The 16,962-nt window shown below is 45.8% G+C and carries 18 protein-coding genes; 11 read left to right on the top strand and 7 right to left on the bottom strand.

Annotated features, from left to right (window positions below; translation table 11 throughout):
• Positions 1–93 precede the first annotated feature (93 nt).
• Both J3L18_RS28970 and J3L18_RS28975 read left to right on the top strand, forming a co-directional pair.
• Entirely contained in the window at positions 94–915 is an 822-nt protein-coding gene (locus J3L18_RS28970; protein WP_129568172.1) for a phosphatidate cytidylyltransferase, read from the top strand.
• Complete coding sequence (locus tag J3L18_RS28975; protein ID WP_243771430.1) at positions 912–1,598, top strand: CDP-alcohol phosphatidyltransferase family protein; 687 nt, start codon at positions 912–914, stop codon at positions 1,596–1,598. Before J3L18_RS28970 ends, J3L18_RS28975 begins: the two co-directional genes overlap by 4 nt.
• Positions 1,599–1,619: 21 nt before the next feature.
• On the opposite strand, the gene J3L18_RS28980 is transcribed toward J3L18_RS28975, so the two are convergent.
• Positions 1,620–1,841 carry an SHOCT domain-containing protein gene (locus J3L18_RS28980; protein ID WP_129568122.1) on the bottom strand — a complete coding sequence of 74 codons (222 nt, stop codon included), beginning with the start codon at positions 1,839–1,841 and terminating at the stop codon, positions 1,620–1,622.
• A gap of 18 nt (positions 1,842–1,859) precedes the next feature.
• The gene (locus J3L18_RS28985) at positions 1,860–2,765 is read right to left on the bottom strand and encodes a universal stress protein (RefSeq protein WP_129568123.1); all 906 of its coding nucleotides are present in this window, start codon (positions 2,763–2,765) and stop codon (positions 1,860–1,862) included.
• A 343-nt stretch (positions 2,766–3,108) separates the two neighbouring features.
• Here J3L18_RS28985 and J3L18_RS28990 point away from each other — a divergent pair, with 343 nt between their 5' ends.
• The 6 genes from J3L18_RS28990 to J3L18_RS29015 all read left to right on the top strand — a co-directional run bounded on the left by J3L18_RS28990 (position 3,109) and on the right by J3L18_RS29015 (position 7,340).
• Positions 3,109–3,630 (top strand): YciE/YciF ferroxidase family protein, encoded by a 522-nt coding sequence (locus J3L18_RS28990; protein WP_091171846.1) that lies wholly within the window; start codon positions 3,109–3,111, stop codon positions 3,628–3,630.
• Positions 3,631–3,651: 21 nt separating this feature from the next.
• Entirely contained in the window at positions 3,652–4,755 is a 1,104-nt protein-coding gene (locus J3L18_RS28995) for a baeRF3 domain-containing protein (protein WP_129568124.1), read from the top strand.
• Positions 4,756–4,855: 100 nt separating this feature from the next.
• Positions 4,856–5,296: an Hsp20/alpha crystallin family protein gene (locus J3L18_RS29000; RefSeq protein WP_112653269.1), complete on the top strand. Its 441-nt coding sequence runs from the start codon at positions 4,856–4,858 to the stop codon at positions 5,294–5,296.
• A 215-nt stretch (positions 5,297–5,511) separates the two neighbouring features.
• On the top strand, positions 5,512–6,033 hold the full coding sequence (locus tag J3L18_RS29005) for a DUF892 family protein (protein ID WP_129568125.1): 522 nt from the start codon (positions 5,512–5,514) through the stop codon (positions 6,031–6,033).
• 7 nt (positions 6,034–6,040) lie between these two features.
• Entirely contained in the window at positions 6,041–6,715 is a 675-nt protein-coding gene (locus tag J3L18_RS29010; RefSeq protein ID WP_129568126.1) for a dienelactone hydrolase family protein, read from the top strand.
• The gene (locus tag J3L18_RS29015; RefSeq protein WP_129568127.1) at positions 6,708–7,340 is read left to right on the top strand and encodes a phosphoribosyltransferase; all 633 of its coding nucleotides are present in this window, start codon (positions 6,708–6,710) and stop codon (positions 7,338–7,340) included. The genes J3L18_RS29010 and J3L18_RS29015 overlap by 8 nt, the downstream gene beginning before the upstream one ends.
• 30 nt (positions 7,341–7,370) lie before the next feature.
• Here the strand turns inward: J3L18_RS29015 and cfa are convergent, their stop codons facing one another.
• The 4 genes from cfa to J3L18_RS29035 form a co-directional block, all read right to left on the bottom strand.
• Complete coding sequence (gene cfa / locus J3L18_RS29020; protein WP_223266094.1) at positions 7,371–8,228, bottom strand: cyclopropane fatty acyl phospholipid synthase; 858 nt, start codon at positions 8,226–8,228, stop codon at positions 7,371–7,373.
• A 6-nt stretch (positions 8,229–8,234) separates the two neighbouring features.
• The gene (locus J3L18_RS29025) at positions 8,235–8,480 is read right to left on the bottom strand and encodes a hypothetical protein (RefSeq protein WP_223266095.1); all 246 of its coding nucleotides are present in this window, start codon (positions 8,478–8,480) and stop codon (positions 8,235–8,237) included.
• A gap of 19 nt (positions 8,481–8,499) precedes the next feature.
• Entirely contained in the window at positions 8,500–9,780 is a 1,281-nt protein-coding gene (locus J3L18_RS29030; protein ID WP_129568128.1) for an erythromycin esterase family protein, read from the bottom strand.
• 554 nt (positions 9,781–10,334) lie between these two features.
• Complete coding sequence (locus J3L18_RS29035) at positions 10,335–11,426, bottom strand: NHL repeat-containing protein (protein WP_129568129.1); 1,092 nt, start codon at positions 11,424–11,426, stop codon at positions 10,335–10,337.
• A gap of 675 nt (positions 11,427–12,101) precedes the next feature.
• Here J3L18_RS29035 and J3L18_RS29040 point away from each other — a divergent pair.
• The gene (locus J3L18_RS29040; RefSeq protein ID WP_129568130.1) at positions 12,102–12,806 is read left to right on the top strand and encodes a hypothetical protein; all 705 of its coding nucleotides are present in this window, start codon (positions 12,102–12,104) and stop codon (positions 12,804–12,806) included.
• Between the two features lie 112 nt (positions 12,807–12,918).
• Here J3L18_RS29040 and J3L18_RS29045 read toward each other — a convergent pair whose 3' ends face one another.
• Positions 12,919–14,796 carry a glycoside hydrolase family 97 protein gene (locus J3L18_RS29045; RefSeq protein WP_129568131.1) on the bottom strand — a complete coding sequence of 626 codons (1,878 nt, stop codon included), beginning with the start codon at positions 14,794–14,796 and terminating at the stop codon, positions 12,919–12,921.
• A 468-nt stretch (positions 14,797–15,264) separates the two neighbouring features.
• Here J3L18_RS29045 and J3L18_RS29050 point away from each other — a divergent pair, with 468 nt between their 5' ends.
• Both J3L18_RS29050 and J3L18_RS29055 read left to right on the top strand, forming a co-directional pair.
• Complete coding sequence (locus J3L18_RS29050; RefSeq protein ID WP_129568132.1) at positions 15,265–16,170, top strand: DUF4271 domain-containing protein; 906 nt, start codon at positions 15,265–15,267, stop codon at positions 16,168–16,170.
• 18 nt (positions 16,171–16,188) lie between these two features.
• A complete protein-coding gene (locus J3L18_RS29055) occupies positions 16,189–16,947 on the top strand; it encodes a uroporphyrinogen-III synthase (protein WP_090530369.1) in 759 nt (252 codons plus the stop codon).
• The last annotated feature ends 15 nt before the right edge of the window (positions 16,948–16,962 follow it).

A 16,962-nucleotide genomic window follows, 5' to 3' on the forward strand; every position in this document is an offset into this window, starting at 1 on the left:
GTATTTGGACTTTTTTCCATAAAAAACCGCTGAAGAATGCAGTCGGACACGGGAAAGTACCCCTATTGATCTGTGCTGAAAATTCACTTCGCCATGACAGAATTTAGCCGTCGTACCTTTACCGGCACAGGCCTGGTTATAGTAATCATGTCTGCCACTTGGTGTGGCCCTTATAGTTTTATGACGCTGTTGTTGCTGATCGACCTGCTCAGCCTCATGGAATTTTACCGCCTGCTGGAAATACCTGGTGCAAGGACTTCGAAGATAGGCGCCGCTTTGTTGTCTATGGTCCTGATGCTTTCAGGCTTTGGCGCCATAACCCATTTAACCAGTTGGAAATGGATGCTCATGGTGATGCCCGTCGCTTTCGGCATTTTTGTCACAGCGCTTTACCGCCCCGCCCAAAAGCCTTTTCATGGGTTGGCCATTACCTTTTTAGGTGTCATTATAATCACGTTACCCCTTTGTTGCTTCGCCGCGATCCCATTTTTAGCCAGGCCGCACGGCAGCTACCATTTCGCGCTGCCCGCGGGTTGTTTTTTGTTGTTATGGGCCAATGATACAGCTGCCTACCTGTCCGGACGCTGGCTGGGCAGGCATCCGCTGTTTTTGCGGATATCTCCAAAAAAAACCTGGGAGGGCAGTGTGGGTGGCCTGGCCGCGGCCTTAACCGCAGCATGTGTGCTTGCTCAGTTTTTCACGCTTTTAAGTCCAACGGAATTAGCTATATTGTCGGTCACGATCGTCATCACCGGCACTTTTGGCGACCTGGTTAAATCGCTGCTTAAACGAAGCCTCGATATCAAAGATTCCGGTACGATCCTTCCGGGCCATGGCGGGATGCTGGACCGGTTCGACAGCCTGTTAGGTTCGGCACCATTTATTTTTGCTTATTTAATCTTGTTGGCATGGTGAGCAACAAAGTCTACCGGGTGGTTAACCTGATCACTTTTTACCGACTGGTTGCCGCACCGCTGTTATTGTTCCTGCTCCTGACAGGACAGTTCACTGTTTTTAAATGGTTGTTGGCCCTGAGCTTTTTTACAGATGCCATCGATGGCTGGCTGGCCCGCAGTTTTAAAGTGATTAGCCTGCTGGGAGCGCGCATCGATTCAGTTGCCGACGACCTGACCATACTGGTGGCGATCCTGGGTATCCTCCTGTATCGGCCCGGCTTTTTGCGCGGCGAATGGCTACTGGTTGGGGGCATGACCCTGCTCTATGTTATGCAGAACTGCATGGCACTGATCCGTTATGGTAAACTGACCAGTTTTCATGCTTACGCTGCAAAGGTCGCCGCTGTACTGCAGGGGGTATTCCTGGTTCTGGTCTTTTTCCTGCCCGAACCTGTGGCGTTCCTGTTTTACCTCACCGCCGTCTTAACGATCATTGACCTCGCCGAAGAAATCCTGCTCGTATTGATACTGCCGCAATGGCAAGCTAATGTCAAAGGCCTATACTGGAGCTCAGGCAGATTAAAAAGCGCGGCTCTGGAAGATAAAATGGAACACGATGAAGATCAGGGCCAGGATCACGGCCACCAGGAGCAGGAAGGGATACGGATTTATGTCTCCATTTACTTTTCGTGTTTTCAATAAACGTTTCATGACCGTTTTATATCATTCATTTTCCAATATCTTCTTTCTTTCCCTGTATTCCTCTTCGGTTATTTCGCCCGAGGCAAAGCGCTTCTTCAGGATATCAAGGGGCGAATCCTTTCTTTTCCGTTGACCTGGAAGATCATAGGGCGTTGCAAATATCCAAAATAATATAGCTAACCAAAGGAGCCACCATAACAAGTGCATTCCCCAAAAATGATAACCGTGATAAAAATAAAACATGGGTCGAAATTTTTTAATTTATAGTAAAGGCGTTTTGCGTAAGTTCCGCGGCGGAGGCTGGTTGCCAGGTTGTCTGTCATATTTAAGACCGGGCGGAAAAACTAAAATTGCCAATTGCTGACCGGAGATCATTGCCTGTGATTCACTATGACCAAAGAACCTGGAAATAAAGGAGTGTTGCCCATGGGTCATGGCTAAAATACTGGCGCCGTTTTTAATACAGTAATTCTGTAGCCCTTTATGGATGTCATCCGCTTGCACATGGTTATAGTTGAGCCCGTGATGATCAAGGTATTTACGGAAGGCGACCTCGGCGCCGATATGGGTAACTACTTCTCCAGGTTGGATGATATGGACAATGTCAAGGCCAAAACTCATACGTGGCAACAGCTCTTGCAGGCAACTTATTGCGGCTATATCGGCGATGCCGAAGTCCGTGGCAAAAACAATTTTTCCAGAAAGGTTTATAGCTGCATCAGGAGGAATGATCAGTACCGGTTTGCGGGCTTTCCGGATGACCGCCGTCGTGTCGCTGCCGCCGAGCAGATGCTCCAGTGCGCCGCCAGACCTGCCACCCATGATCACCATTTCAATATCCGGCGCTGCAGTAAGTTCACCGATGACGTCGCCCAGGATTCCTTCGCCGTTTCTTTCCCCGATGTCCACATGGAAGCCCCGTGTCATGACGGCAGTCTCCCTGAGTTTGTCGACCTCTTGTATCAGGCGTTCTTTGCTGTCTTCAAAGAGCATCCCGGCTGTTTCGGTCACATAGGGGCCGCCGCCATTGCCCGGTATCAACGGGACATAAGGTAGGGTATGATATAAGAGGATGCCATCGCCCAGTTTGCGGGCCATATCCAGCGCTGCCACTTCGGCATGAGCCGCATTAGCTGAAAAATCGGTGAGTACAAGCAACTTTTTCATTTACATTTCTTTTTTAATGCGCGCCATAATTTTAGTGCTTCAGCTTGCAGTTTCCGCATCCGTTCCATGCATTGCGCCTGCTCGTCTTTTTCGCAGATCGGAAAATCCGTTTTTAGCAGATGCGCATCGGTTAGAGTAGTCGGCTTATTGCTTTTTTTGGCCATTATACTGAATTTGAAATCAAAGTTACCCGGCGGGCCGGTACCGAAGAATGACTGCCGACACTGCAATGCCTGATCTCAAGCACTTTAAATCGCCAAGGTGATGAATATCAATTACCGACATGACAACCATCATCGCTATCCCGCTACCATAAGGGTAGTTTTGACCCATAAACTTTGCAATGGAAACGATGTCAACCACTTCCTCTCTCCGCCAACTCCTGTATGAGGATGTCAGCCGGATGATCAGTGCAGAAATGCTCTTGAAAAGCAGCGTACTCGGGTGGATAAACAAAGGTAACTCGGCCTCCCTGAAAATGCTGATGCTGGGCTATCAGGATCTTGTTGAAAAACATATCCGGCAATTGGGAGCATTCCGCCGGGAAGAACAGATCACCGCCTGCATACCGGGCAACGGTGTAATGAGCGCTTTTATCGCGGATGTGGATGACAGGCTTTCCGCATGTACCCGCCCCGAGGTAAGAGATGTTTGCCTGCTGTCGGCCATACAAAGCATTAATCATTTCAAGATCAGTGTTTATGGTACGATGGCTGCGTTTGCCGGGGCTGTCAGACTGGAAAAGGCCGGCCTGATGTTTCACCAGGCGGAGCTGGATGAGAAAGAAATTGACGAGCGGCTTTCATACCTGGCCGAACATGAACTAAATCGGAAGGCTATGTCGCCGGCCGCAGCGACCGAATAGGGATATTAAGAAAAAAGAACCATGAAAACTCAACTTAGCCCGGATATCATTGAAGTGCTGAATGCCCTACATTACCGTCCTGCTTTATCGCTGATCCTGCCAATGGATGCGCAGGTTAGCCTTAAGGCAGAAATAGCACATAAGCTAAAGATAGCAGCCGATAACGCTGCGCGGGAATTGCGCCGCGATTATCCAGAAGAGCAATGTGCGCTCATGACCAAAAAGCTGCAAAGCCTGTTGGAGGGGCTGATCCTGCCCGCTGACAAGAAAGGAATTGCTATTTATGTGTCGCCGGTATTTGAAAAGGTGCTGTACACTGATTGTTCCGTAACCGAAAAGCTGGTGATCGACGAATCTTTCGAGATCCGCGATCTGCTGTACGATGCCAAACAGCACCATAAAGTTCTTTTGCTGGTGCTAAGCGGTCAGGAAACCAAGATTTTTCTCGGAGATCGCGGCACTTTGCAGCCATTGCCTTCTAACATACCACAGTCAATTTATGATTATGTGCCGGATGGCCCGGAAAGGATTGGAAATTTTTCAGACGTCAGCGAGCATAAGCAGGTAGTTGTCGACAATTTTCTACGCCATATAGACGAGGAGCTGGGCAATTTGATCCATGAGTATTCTTTACCTGTTCTGCTGCTTGGTGCTGAACGGATACTCGGCCATTTTGGAAAAATCAGCAAACATACTTCCGCGATCATCGGTCAGGAAGCGGGTAATTATGAACATGCTACCCTAACTGAATTACAGGAGGTGATTGCACCTTGCCTGGCCAGCCTGCAAAAGCAACGCGAATGCGAATTATTGGTACGGCTGGACGAGGCCGCCGGCCAGCAGCGGCTGGCTAAAGGGGTTTACGATGTGTGGCGGGCCGCCGCCGAAGGCAAAGGCCAGTTGCTGGTCGTGGAAAGGAATTATAGTTTTCTGGCCAGGCATAGCGCTGAACCCGGGATGATTGAAGCGCTGACCGAACCCTATGATCATTTTTCGTACATCCGCGACGCAGTCGACGATGCGCTGGAAAAGGTGTTGAAGGGTGGCGGCGACGCAGAATTCGTGGCCGACGGCGTGCTTGGAGATTTTGGCCATGTCGCCCTGGTCAAATACTATGCGCCATGAATTCCTGATTCGGGTCATTTTTGGGGATGACCGGGATCCTATTTCTGGTGGCAAGCCGCCTTTAGATTTGAAAATTATTAATCACTTAAAATTTAATGTCATGAAAACACAAGTGGTAAGCAAATTTACCGACAAGGTACCCGCCTTATTTGAGGATATTTTCAAGCCCTGGACCGAATTATTCGATGGCGGTTTTTTAAGGAAGGAACTGCACGTCCCGGCAGTCAACATTATCGACCATAAGGGCCAATATATCTTATCGATGTCGGCACCGGGGCTAAAAAAAGAGGATTTTAAGATCGATGTGGATGGCGACGTTCTAACGATCAGCAGCGAAAAGGAAGAAAGTAAGGAAGAAAAAGAGGAAAAGTATACCCGTAAAGAGTACAATTATTCTTCCTTTAGCCGCAGCTTCACACTTCCGGAAGGAACCGATAAGGAAAAGGTAGTCGCCAAATATGAAGACGGCGTGCTGAAAATTACGGTTCCGCATAATCACCAGATTAAAAGCCCTTCCGCGAAACATATCGCGGTAAATTAAGCCTGATATTTAAAATATGGCTTGTGCCCCGCCCAAAGGTGGCGGGGGCTATTTATCCGGTACCCCTGGTAGGTACAGAGAGAATTTACCACTTTGAGATATCATTTCTTCGAAGCTTGATAAATTGCAGTGTGTTTAATATCAATAGCTTACGTGATAGAGCTCATTTTTTAATCGCGCCATTCCGGTAACTTTACTTCTGAAACAAAAATGCTATGGAAACAAGCAACAATATTTCCAGCCTCCGTCAATTACTTGACGAGGATAGCAGCCGTTTGATCAGCGGCGAGGTACAATTGAAAAAGGGCATTTTAGAATGGATGACCAGGGACACTCCTTTCTTGTTCCAAAGCCTCATGCACCGATATCTCGGCAAGATCGAAAATCACATCTGTGGGCTTGAGGAGTTTTGCCAGGAAGAACAACTCCTCTCCCTGAAAGACTTTAATCGGATAATGAACGCTTTCATTGAAGATATCAATAAAAAACTATCGGGCTGCACCTCTAAACAGGTTAAGGCCGCTTGCCTTTATGAAGGCATACGGGAAATCTGCTATTACAAGATCAGCGCTTATCAAAGTGCAGCCGCTTTCGCTGCTGCCGTTGGGCTAAACAAAGCCGGCCAACTTTTTTACCAGGCCGTAAAAGACGAGAAAGCGATTGACGAAGAATTGTCGCGTATGGCAGAGCATGACATTAATTTGAAGACGCTGGCGCCTTTGGCACTGGCTAAATAAACCGGCGATGAACAGATATAATAATCAAATAAGTATTCCTGCCGACGGTATTCGACTTGCGGGTGTATTGACCATACCGGCGGATGCCCGCGCTATAATCGTGTTTGCGCATGGCAGCGGAAGTAGTCGGCTCAGCCCGCGCAATATGCAGGTTACAGGTTACCTGCAGGCCCATCACTTCGGCACCCTCCTTTTTGATTTGCTGACGCCTGAAGAAGATGAACATTACCGTAACCGCTTTGCGATCGAACTGCTGAAGGGACGTCTCATCGCTGCAACCCAATGGCTTTCGCAAATACCCGCAGCCCGGGACTGCGTAGTGGCTTATTTTGGCGCAAGTACGGGGGCGGCGGCCGCCCTGAAAGCCGCTGCGGACCTGCGCCACGTCTTTGCCGTGGTTTCGCGTGGCGGCCGGCCTGATATGGCGATGCAAGAGTTGCCATATGTTAAGGCACCCGTGCTGCTGATCGTTGGCAGTGAGGATGAGCAGGTATTATCCTTAAACCGTGTTGCGTACAACGAACTTGGCGGTGAAAAGCGGTTGGAAATTATTCCAGGTGCAGGACATTTGTTCAGTGAACCAGGAAAACTTGCTGCCGTAGCTACCATGGCGGTAAGCTGGTTTGCCCAACATCAGCCGCCGGTAGCTTCTGATCAACCCTTAATTGACGGCCATGTTTAAAGATAGAATTCATGCCGGCCAAACACTTGCAGAGAAACTGGGTGTCTATAAAGGGCGACCGGGCGTGGTACTGGCGGTGCCCCGCGGCGGTGTGCCACTTGCGTATTACGTGGCGCGGGAACTGGGCTTTCCGCTGGATATTGTACTGGTTAAAAAGATTGGCCATCCGGAGCAGAAAGAATACGCAATCGGTGCAGTGAGTCTCACAGACTATGTGATAACCCCGCATCCGCACGTTTCCCAGGCTTACGTAGATGCTGAGTTAAAGCGGATCCGAAAACGGCTTATCGAAATGCGGCAAAAATTTATGGGAGACAGGCAGCCGGTCGACCTTTCAGGTAAGACGGTGATAATAGTGGATGATGGTGCGGCAACCGGCCAAACGCTCCGGCGTACACTGGATGTGATCAAAAAAAGCCAGCCGGAAAAAGTTATCGTTGCCATTCCTGTAGCATCCGCCGAAGCAGTACAGTTATTGAAACAGGACGCCGACGAGGTAATCGCCTGCCTGATTCCTCCCAAATTCTATGGGGTTGGCGCCTACTATGAAAACTTTAACGAAGTGAGTGATGAGGAGGTGTCCTTTTACCTCGATAAGCTTAGTCGTCTTCGTAAAACCGGTTGAACTAAAAGTTTGTGTTTTCACGATTCCGGATCAACGTACGGAACGGTAAATAGATGGGTACGAAGGCTTAGAAAGCACTAATTGCCACAAGCTGTTTTTATTTGCCCGGAAAGACGCGGCGCAAGCACTGAGGTAGTAAACCCACATACGATAGAAACGGGAATCATATTTGCCGCGGAGCTCAGGCCAGCCGGCACGAAAGCGATCCAGCCAGGCCATTAACGTCAGGTCGTAATCATGACCGAAGCAATGCCAGTCGAGCAAAAGCAGGTGTTCTTCGAAAGATCTGCTGAGCTGCCCGGGAGAGGGGATCTCGCCATTCGGAAAAATGTAGCGGTTGATCCATGGGTCGACAGGCGAGTTATCTTTACTGCCGATAGTATGTAACAGAAAAAGCCCCTCAGGATGCAGCAATTCATTTACCTTCTGCATGAAAACAGCATAGTTTTTTAAACCGACATGTTCGAACATGCCGATGGAAACGATCCGGTCAAAGTGACCGGTCATTGTCCGGTAATCTTGCAGCCTGATATTGACCGGCAACCCCGCACAGCGCCGCCGTGCCAAGTCTGCCTGTTCTTCGGAGATCGTGATCCCGGTAACCCGTACACCGTGTTTGCAGGCGGCATATTCCGCGAATCCACCCCAGCCACAGCCGATGTCCAGTATTTCCATCCCCGGCTCCATCTGCATTTTCCGGCAGATCAGGTCGAGCTTTTGCTCTTGAGCTTCATCCAGGTTGGTGGCATTTGCCCAATAGCCGCAGGAGTACATCATGTATTTTCCAAGCATACATTCAAACAGTCGATTGCCCAAGTTATAATGAACGGTCGCCACTTTCTTTGAGCGACGCAGTGACTGCCGGTTTAAAAAACAGTTTACGAGCATCGTCAGTCATCTTCCCGGGTGCTTGCGTACGATCTTTTCCAGGTCGGCCATCAGCAATCTGTAAATAAGGTTATCCAAACGCTCGCAATCCCACCAGCGGTCCATATAGGCCTCGCCAAGGCCCAGCGAACCTTCCCGGATCACCCGGCCGTAAAAGCGATCGTCGAGCACCCTGATATCAGCCAGATTACCGCCATCGGTCTGTACGCCGGCTGTAATCAGTAGTTCTTCGGTAGTATTGCGTGCTCCCATTGTTCAATCCCGCTTCGTCTCAAAAATTAAACGGATAAGTTTCCGGTACCAGGTGCCCGTCCGGATGTATATGCATCGGATGGACGCCAGTGGTCTCGTCAATGTATAAAAAAGCATCGTACCGTCGGCCGGGTACTGTAGGTACATAATTACCCGGTTTCTCCTGCGCTGGATCATAAACTACCCCAATAGCCCGGTGTGGCCATGTCCGGTTAAATTCGCTTCCCCTGTCCTGGCCAAATACCAGGAGCTGGTCGGCCCTAAAACGGCGGTGCAGTTCAGCTTCCAGGCTATCAGGTTCCGCATCAGGTACCGGCATGACCGTCATAGGTGAACCCCAGGCAGATCCGCCGACAACGCTGCCCCGGTAACTTCCGAAACCAACCAGGACAGTGTCGTGTTCCCCCAGCTTACTACGGGAAAGTTGGCCGATGTTAAACAAACCCTGGCTGCGCATGGACGTATATCGTGCATCGCCAATGTGTGTATTGTGAGCCCATACAATGGCTTTTGAATGAGGTCCATGAAAATCCAATAATCGCTGCAAGGTTTCCATCATATGCGTATCCCGAAGGTTCCAGGTCTGCCCGTCAAAATGCATCATTCTCCGGTAATATGCTTCGGCGTTGACCGCTATATGCGCATTCTGATTGGTGTTAAGTGACGCTTCCGGATCGTGGTCATAAATCGTTGTTTTTTTACGGATCTCCGCCATTAAATTGACCACCTCTGTTTCACAGGAAGTACCCTGGCGCCAGGTTGCACTTGCGTACCGCTGCGGATCTTCTTCAAATGGTTCAAAGCAGCGCAGGGCTTCTACAGCGAGATCGGCTGCTTTTGGGTCGTGCTCATATAGATAATTAACGAGCACTTCCATGGATTCCCAAAGCGAATAAACATCCAGGCCATAAAACCCCGCACGTTTATTAGCTGGCTGGCCGGTATTAAACGTTTTAAGCCAGTTAAGCAGGACGTCCACTTCCCAATTTGCCCACATCCAGGTGGGCCAGCGGTCAAAATCACGCAGTAGCTGATAGGAAGCCTTGTCCTGGTCGTCATAACCTTTTATCCATCTGTTTAATCTATAGCAATCCGGCCAATCGCCTTCTACAGCGATGAAATTAAATCCCTTTTCAGCGATCAGGCGCTTGCTGATGGCCGTACGCCAGGTATAATACTCATGCGTGCCGTGGGTGGCCTCGCCCAGCATAACACATCGCGCCGACCCGATACGTTCCAGTAGCGGATCGAGGTCATTCATCCCGGTTAAATTATAAGTCGCATCAATCATTTTGCCCATTTTATTTGAATCCGGTCGGTTCCCCGACGATAGTATCTTTTTAGGCCAACTGCTGCCTGACAGCGAACCGTCAGCGTTTCTTGGTTCTCAGGCCGGTCTGTTCCAATATCTTCTGCTGATGATCTTCATCGGAGTAATTAATAAATAACGTGATCATTAAAAAAACTGCCCAAATTTACCGAAGGTTTTGATATATTCATATGTTTTCAATCATGTTGTTTATTGATATTCAGCAAATTGTGTTTGGATTTCCTTTGTTTGGATGAATTGTAAAGCCGGGGTATATTTCCGTAGATGATGTTTTCTGAAATTCAAAGCGATACCCAATTTGAACCGATGTATCAGCGAACGCCTGAGATATTCCACAATTGGAGAATAAACGACGCTTTGCAATAGTAAGAAGCGCTCACTAACGCTAATTAAGGCTCGTGAGTGCGTAAGTAAAGAATAGACCTTGTCCGTTCCTCGGATAGCGTTTGCATTGTAAGATGAATTTAAGAATAACCCATGTGACGATTTGGGATATTAACGACCGCTGTATAAATTACCAGCACTTATTTACCCAATTCTATCTTTCTTATCATATTGTTATCTAAATCAGCTACATATAAATCGCCGGAACTATTTATCGCAATGTCGGTCGGTAGTCTGAACGAAGCGGAGGCGCCCGGGCCATTTGCAAAGCCATAGACGCCGGTACCTGCAATTGTTGTCACCATACCCTGCGGCGTCACCTTACGTATCTTATTATTAGCATAATCCGCCACGTATAAATTGCCGGATGCGTCTAAGGCCACGCCAGCCGGATTATGAAATGAAGCTGCAGCGCCCTGACCATCGGCCGCGCCATAGGCGGGTTTGCCTGCAAGAGTTGTTACTACTCCATCCGGGCTTATTTTGCGGATCATGTGGTTCTCAGAATCTGCCACATATAAGTTACCTGCTGCATCCACCGCTATGCCGTCTGGATAGTTAAATTGTGCTGCTGTACCCTTGCCATCGGCTGCTCCCCGAACACCGCTGCCCGCAAGTGTTGTTACTACACCATCCGGACTTATCTTGCGTATCTTGTTGTTTTGTTCATCCGAGACGTACAAATTACCTGAGCGATCAAAAGCCATGCCTCTTGGTCCTGTAAATGACGCTTCAGTGCCATTGCCATCGGTCGAGCCTGGTTGTCCGCTACCCGCAAAGGTTGTTACCTCGCCCGTTGGCGTCATCTTATAGATCTTATTCCAAAAATCCCCTATGTATATATATCCTGAGGCATCCACTGCTAAGCCCCATGGAAGATAAAAAGATGTACCAAGCGTTGTTACCTCGGCCTTTTTGTTTATCTTACGGATCAAGCCGTATTGAAGATCTGACACGTATAGATTACCTGTAATATCGAATGCTACCCTATTGGGGTGATTAAATGAAGCTCGTGTGCCCCTGCCATCAGCGGAGTCCGCAACTCCGCTACCAGCAAATGTGCTTACCGTTATTTTGGTGGGTTTATGGACGTTTTTAGCACAAAATGATGCCAATGTACTACTGTCCGCCAATGTGCTCACTATTGGTTTAGTGGCATTAATCCGATCTTTATTACAGGAAGTACTACCTATAAGTAAAGCCAGTCCTAAAATAAAACATTGCTTTTTCATGGTATTGATGATTTAAATTAAAGTAAAATCGTACTTATCTCCGTTTGAAGTAAAGATCCCTAAAGAATGAAGCATGTTATATGACTGAGGTCACGATGCCCGGTGATTTAACGCACCAAGGCCATGGCTGAAAGGAAGGATTTTATAGTAAATATGCAGACAATATTGAAATTATAGATAGTGATGAATGTATGTAAATTGGCTTTAACAGCATTCTGAAGATTATCACACAACTTATAAAACGCCAGGGCGGCTGGCTTGTAGTGTTTGGGCAATTTCACTTATACCAATGCTACATCGACGAATAACATGTTCAACGATCCTGCCGCGGTGGGAATTTACATAACATTTAGCAGATGATATCTTGTTTTTACGTTCAAACTGATAACTGACTATTGATTAGAATATTCCCACCGTCTATATTTTAAAATCAATAGCAAAAGCGCAAATCGAAGGGTAAATGACATTCGGATCATCCCTTTTTTAATTCGGGCGTTCAGATTCAACAGAACCGGCGTTTAATAAATTTTCTGTATTGACGTGTAATAGCTTGTTAGTTATACATTCTATTCCGTCCATGCGGCAAAGGTAGCGCAATTATTTTTGGCCAACACCAATATTAATGCAATAAGGTTTTACACTTTCTGCTATCTTTAGTTACCAACTATCCTAATAATGAACTTTAAATACGCTATGTTTTTTATCATTCTGTTATCCAGTGCTATGGCCAGTAGTCAGGTGGGTAATAAAGTTATCCAAATCAATATCAGTAAACTTTTAAACGCCCGTACTGTAACTACAGTTGCCGGTGGTAAACTACAAAGTTGGGTAACCGGTATTGATGGCGGTGGTAAAGGGGATGGTTATCTTACCATGGCGGCTGCATTATTAAACGGGGACAAAGCTGTACGTGCCTTGCCCGATGATCCATTAATTGCAGCAAATTCGGCTCACCCGGCTATATTGCTCCATTATAAAAACGGAAAAAAAGATAATCAAGCCCGCTGTATTGCGGGTGCTGATAGTTTTAGCTTTGATGTGCCTCAAAAAAAATATTCGGGTTTGTATCTTAGCCTTACCAGTTCCGAAGGGCCTTCGCAACTACATATTACACTAACTTATAGCGATGGTAGCGAGTTTAAAGATTTTAAATTGCCCGATTATTATAATGATATACCTGAAGGTAACTCAAACCTAAGCTACTTAGTGCACGGCCTGGCTAAATGGGGCCCGGGAAATAAGATAACAGAAAATGATCATCATAATATTGATGTATTGAATATTCATCCTGATCCCGGACGCATCCTTAAAAAGGTTACTGTAAGTAAAGATAAAGCCGGATACCTTGTTTTTTGGGCTGCTACAGGCGTTACGGAATAACATACTTATTAATTGATCATGTGTTTTGTGTTGATTCCGCATAGTTATACAAAACAAGTGCTTAACTGGCTTGGCTGTGCCCTTGCGCGCCATATGCCATATAACGCCTTGTTTACTGTAACATAGCTGCAAAGCCGCCTCCCGGCGATAGCTTCATAGTAATCGTATCCTTGGGACTAAGTAATCTTTCTTCGCGGTGAATAGATGCGTTGGTATCTGCTCCATCATATATCAATGTCCCTTTTGTTGAGTGCTGCAGAAAGTTTAGCGGAACCTTGATTTCGCGTGCATCGGCACCATTCATTACGCCAACCCACCAGGTGTTTCCTTTTTTACGCGCATAAGCAACAATTTCACCCATTCGGGTACAGCTTAAAACTTTTGTCTCATCCCAGGTTGTGGGTATCTTCTGAAATAAATCAAACATCGGGCTCTCCAGGTAAAATTTATATTCGTCCGCGAAGTGTGTAATAGGAGAAAGATATACGATGGATTGAGCAAATTCATGGGCCCAGGTGAATTTTTGCGATGTAAGTTGCTCCGGGTTGAGTATTACCGGAGTAAAATCTGCAGTACCGGCTGTAAAACGCGTAAATGGCACAGATACGTCATGGTCTAACGGCGCTGTCCTTTTATACCGGGTCATGTGATATTCGTTACCCCTAACTGCTTCTCTTGTAATATCCATGGGATAGGTTCTTGTCAATCCCGTTGGCTTAACACTTCCGTGAAAATTAAGCATCAGCTTAAGGTCTGCACAATCCTGCATGGTACCCATGTACCATTGCATAATAGATGACGTTGCAGGGGGGATGAAATCTATTTTAATGCCCGCTGCTCCCAGATCTTTGATTCGCTTTAGATAAGAATAGCGTGCCGCTGCAGATCGCATTTCTTTAGAGTCAACCCAAACAATTGATTTTACGCCAATACTTTTTCCGTATGCTATTACATCTCCCAAAAGCTGCCACTGATCTTTACCCGGCTCGCTCCAATTTCGCCATCCATCATCTACTAAATAATATTCCCATTTTAATTTAGCTGCCGCATCATACCAATTTCTTTGTTCGGCAAACCGGGGAGCCCCAACGCTCCACCATTGCCATAAGCAACGGCCTGGCATTACCCAACTAAAGTCATTGCCTTTTTGTGGTGCCGGGCACAGATTCGTGAGCAGGTCTGAGTTTACTAATTCAGTTAAATTTTGGGCTATGATAATTGTTCGCCAGGGAGATACTTTTTGATTTTCATAAAAGCCTTTAAGTACAGAATGTTCGGTATCGCTATCCGATTGTACATCCCAACCGTTGGGTGAAAAGGGGAAGTTTGCTTTGAAAGAATTATCATGACGTATAAAAGACATGTCTGAAAAGTCTTCGCAATCAGCTTCGGAAACCGAGGCAAAAATCCCGTTTACATTAAAAGTTAAGGGCCCCATTATTGGTGTATTTTGTGGAACTGATGGCAATGGAGTTACATGGCTTAGGCCCTCATAACCTTCGTTATAACCCGACCAGGCAACCTGCGTTACTTTTCCGGCAAACTCCCATGAGGTCGAGTCGGCATTGATTTTTTTGGTATCGTAAGGTAATGTGTAACGTACAGCAATGCCGTCATTATAGGCACGCACAATCAAGTTGAATTTCTTCTCTGCTGTTAGCAAAGGAATTATAATTTCATTCGCTTCGTTACGTGCCGTTTTGTGAGCGCCGTTGATAGTATAGGTTTCTTTTATCTTTTTATTTGAAGTAGCACCTGCAAATTTGGTTTCAACTCCCAGATCGATACCATCAACAGTTAAACCCAGGCGCGATGGTGCTATTAACATTGTATTATTAACTGCTGCGTTGTATAATAATTTGCCTTTGATGATGAATATGTGGGCATTGATTTGTTTGTCGGGGCTGCTAATTGTGATGGTCTTTTGCTGGGCGTATCCATTGTAATACAAACACAGTACAAGTAGTAATAAGCAGGTATTTATTTTCATAATTAGCGCTTTTGGCATTTAAATAAACAGTGCAAAGAATTTAAATATTCCAGATTGGTATTTAGCTTATTTGTTTAATTATCGGTGTAATGTCGGCGTTGAGCTGTTTGACTAATGGTTTGGCAAATAATTTACATAACTGCTTAATATTGCTAAATTTTCAGCCATCCCTTAAACAGTTAACCACCCTGGCTTATTCTGCAGCAAATATATTTTAGCACCTTTTACCCAAATTGTATTAATTAGACTTTTCTTTATAAGAATCCGACTTTTTAATGAATAGCAAGTTTTTAAGGTTCAAATAAATTCAAAAAAATATTAATTGATAAAATTCTGGTTCAGATAATTACCCTACTTTTGCAAAAAATAATAAGCCCTTTTTAAGCTTTGAGGATCTGTTTGGTTATTTGGTGTTGCCTGCTGTTTTTATTGAATTGTACTGCTGCTTTTGCGCAACAGGATTCAATAGTGGCTGATACGCCTGTAAAATTACCAACACGCGCTTTTCGTCCCGGCAATTCGGTGCTTGATTCGGTAGCTTATGCCATGCAAAACAGAGATAAATTTATTGCAGACTCTATTGCTATGCGTTACCTCAGGGTGCCTGATGCGGCCATGCGTGCCGAATATGCCGATAGCGTTTTTGCCCACGAATTATACCATGGCTACGGCTTTCTTGATCTTCATTCCAGGTCAAAGAGCAGGGTAATGGAGGGGCATAACCGCCCTTCGCGTGATCCCTGGGTTATTGTGCTCATTATTGCCATGCTGTTGTATACAGCTATTCTTAACCTTGCCCTGGGCAAAGATGTAAGCAATGTATTTGCCTCTTTTTACAGCAAACGCGTACTTTCGATAGCCGGTAAAGAAGAGAGTCCGGTTAGTTCGTGGGCTTTCCTGGGCTTGTTTTTGTTATTTTGTGCTACGTTCGGTTTGTTTTTATATCAACTGGCTGCATACAAAGGCGTTTACTATAAAATAGCAGGAAGCGGCCTGTTTACTTTTCTTACCATAGTCATTATTGTTTTATTTTCGCTCAAGTTTTTAATACTCAAGTTTTTAGGATTTGTGTTTGATATTAATAAACTGGTGACCGAATATCTTAATATTCTGCATCTTACCTATTTTAATATCGCGTTTGTTTTTTTGCCCGTGGTTATTTGTTTTAGCCTTCTTGGTGCACAATACATTCCTGTATTACTTACAGTTACGCTCATTATCATCATTGTAATTTTTATATGGCAATACATCAGGAGCAGCGTAAATATAATTTCTACCTTTCGATTTCATAAGTTTTATTTATTTACGTATCTTTGTGCCCTCGAAATTTGCCCTGTTTTGATTTTAATAAAGGCATTGAATATTAAAATTTAGGTTATTAAAAGCACTGAATTGGAAGATAGAAAGAAAAAGGTTAAAAGCATACTGGTTACTTTGCCTAAGCCCGAAAATGATAAAAATCCTTATGCCGAGCTGGCTAAAAAGCTTAACCTGAAAATTGATTTCAGATCATTTATTCATGTTGAGGGTGTGCCCGCAAAGGATTTCAGAAAAGAGAAGATCAACTTAGCTGATTTTAGCGCAGTGATCTTTACCAGTCGTAATTCTGCCGATCATTTTTTTCGCATATGCGAGGAGATGCGCTTTGAGGTGCCTGTTGAAATGAAATACTTTTGCCTTTCAGAAACCATAGCGCTTTACCTTCAAAAGTACATTCAGTACCGTAAACGTAAGATCTTTTTTGGCAAGCAAACCGCTGCTGACCTGGCAGAGGTTTTGAAAAAGCATTCGTCGGAAAAATTCCTTTACCCATGCTCGGATGTTGCTGCCGAAGAAACGCAGCGTTTTTTGCTGGAGAACGGTTATAACTTTACCCCAGCGGTGCTTTTCCGCACGGTTTGCAGCGATCTTTCTGACCTCGCCGATGTGTTTTATGATGTTATAGCATTTTTTAGCCCGTCAAGTATACAATCGCTGTATAAAAACTTTCCCGATTTTAAGCAAAACAATACACGCATCGCCGCTTTTGGGGCGACTACTCATAAGGCAGTGCTTGAGGCTGGCTTAATTTTGGATATACCAGCTCCAACCCCCGGCGCGCCGTCAATGACAATGGCTATTGAGCAGTATGTTAAGCTTGTAAACAAATAAACTGGAAATTTATTT

Source organism: Mucilaginibacter gossypii (assembly GCF_017569325.2).
GTDB classification, from domain to species: domain Bacteria; phylum Bacteroidota; class Bacteroidia; order Sphingobacteriales; family Sphingobacteriaceae; genus Mucilaginibacter; species Mucilaginibacter gossypii.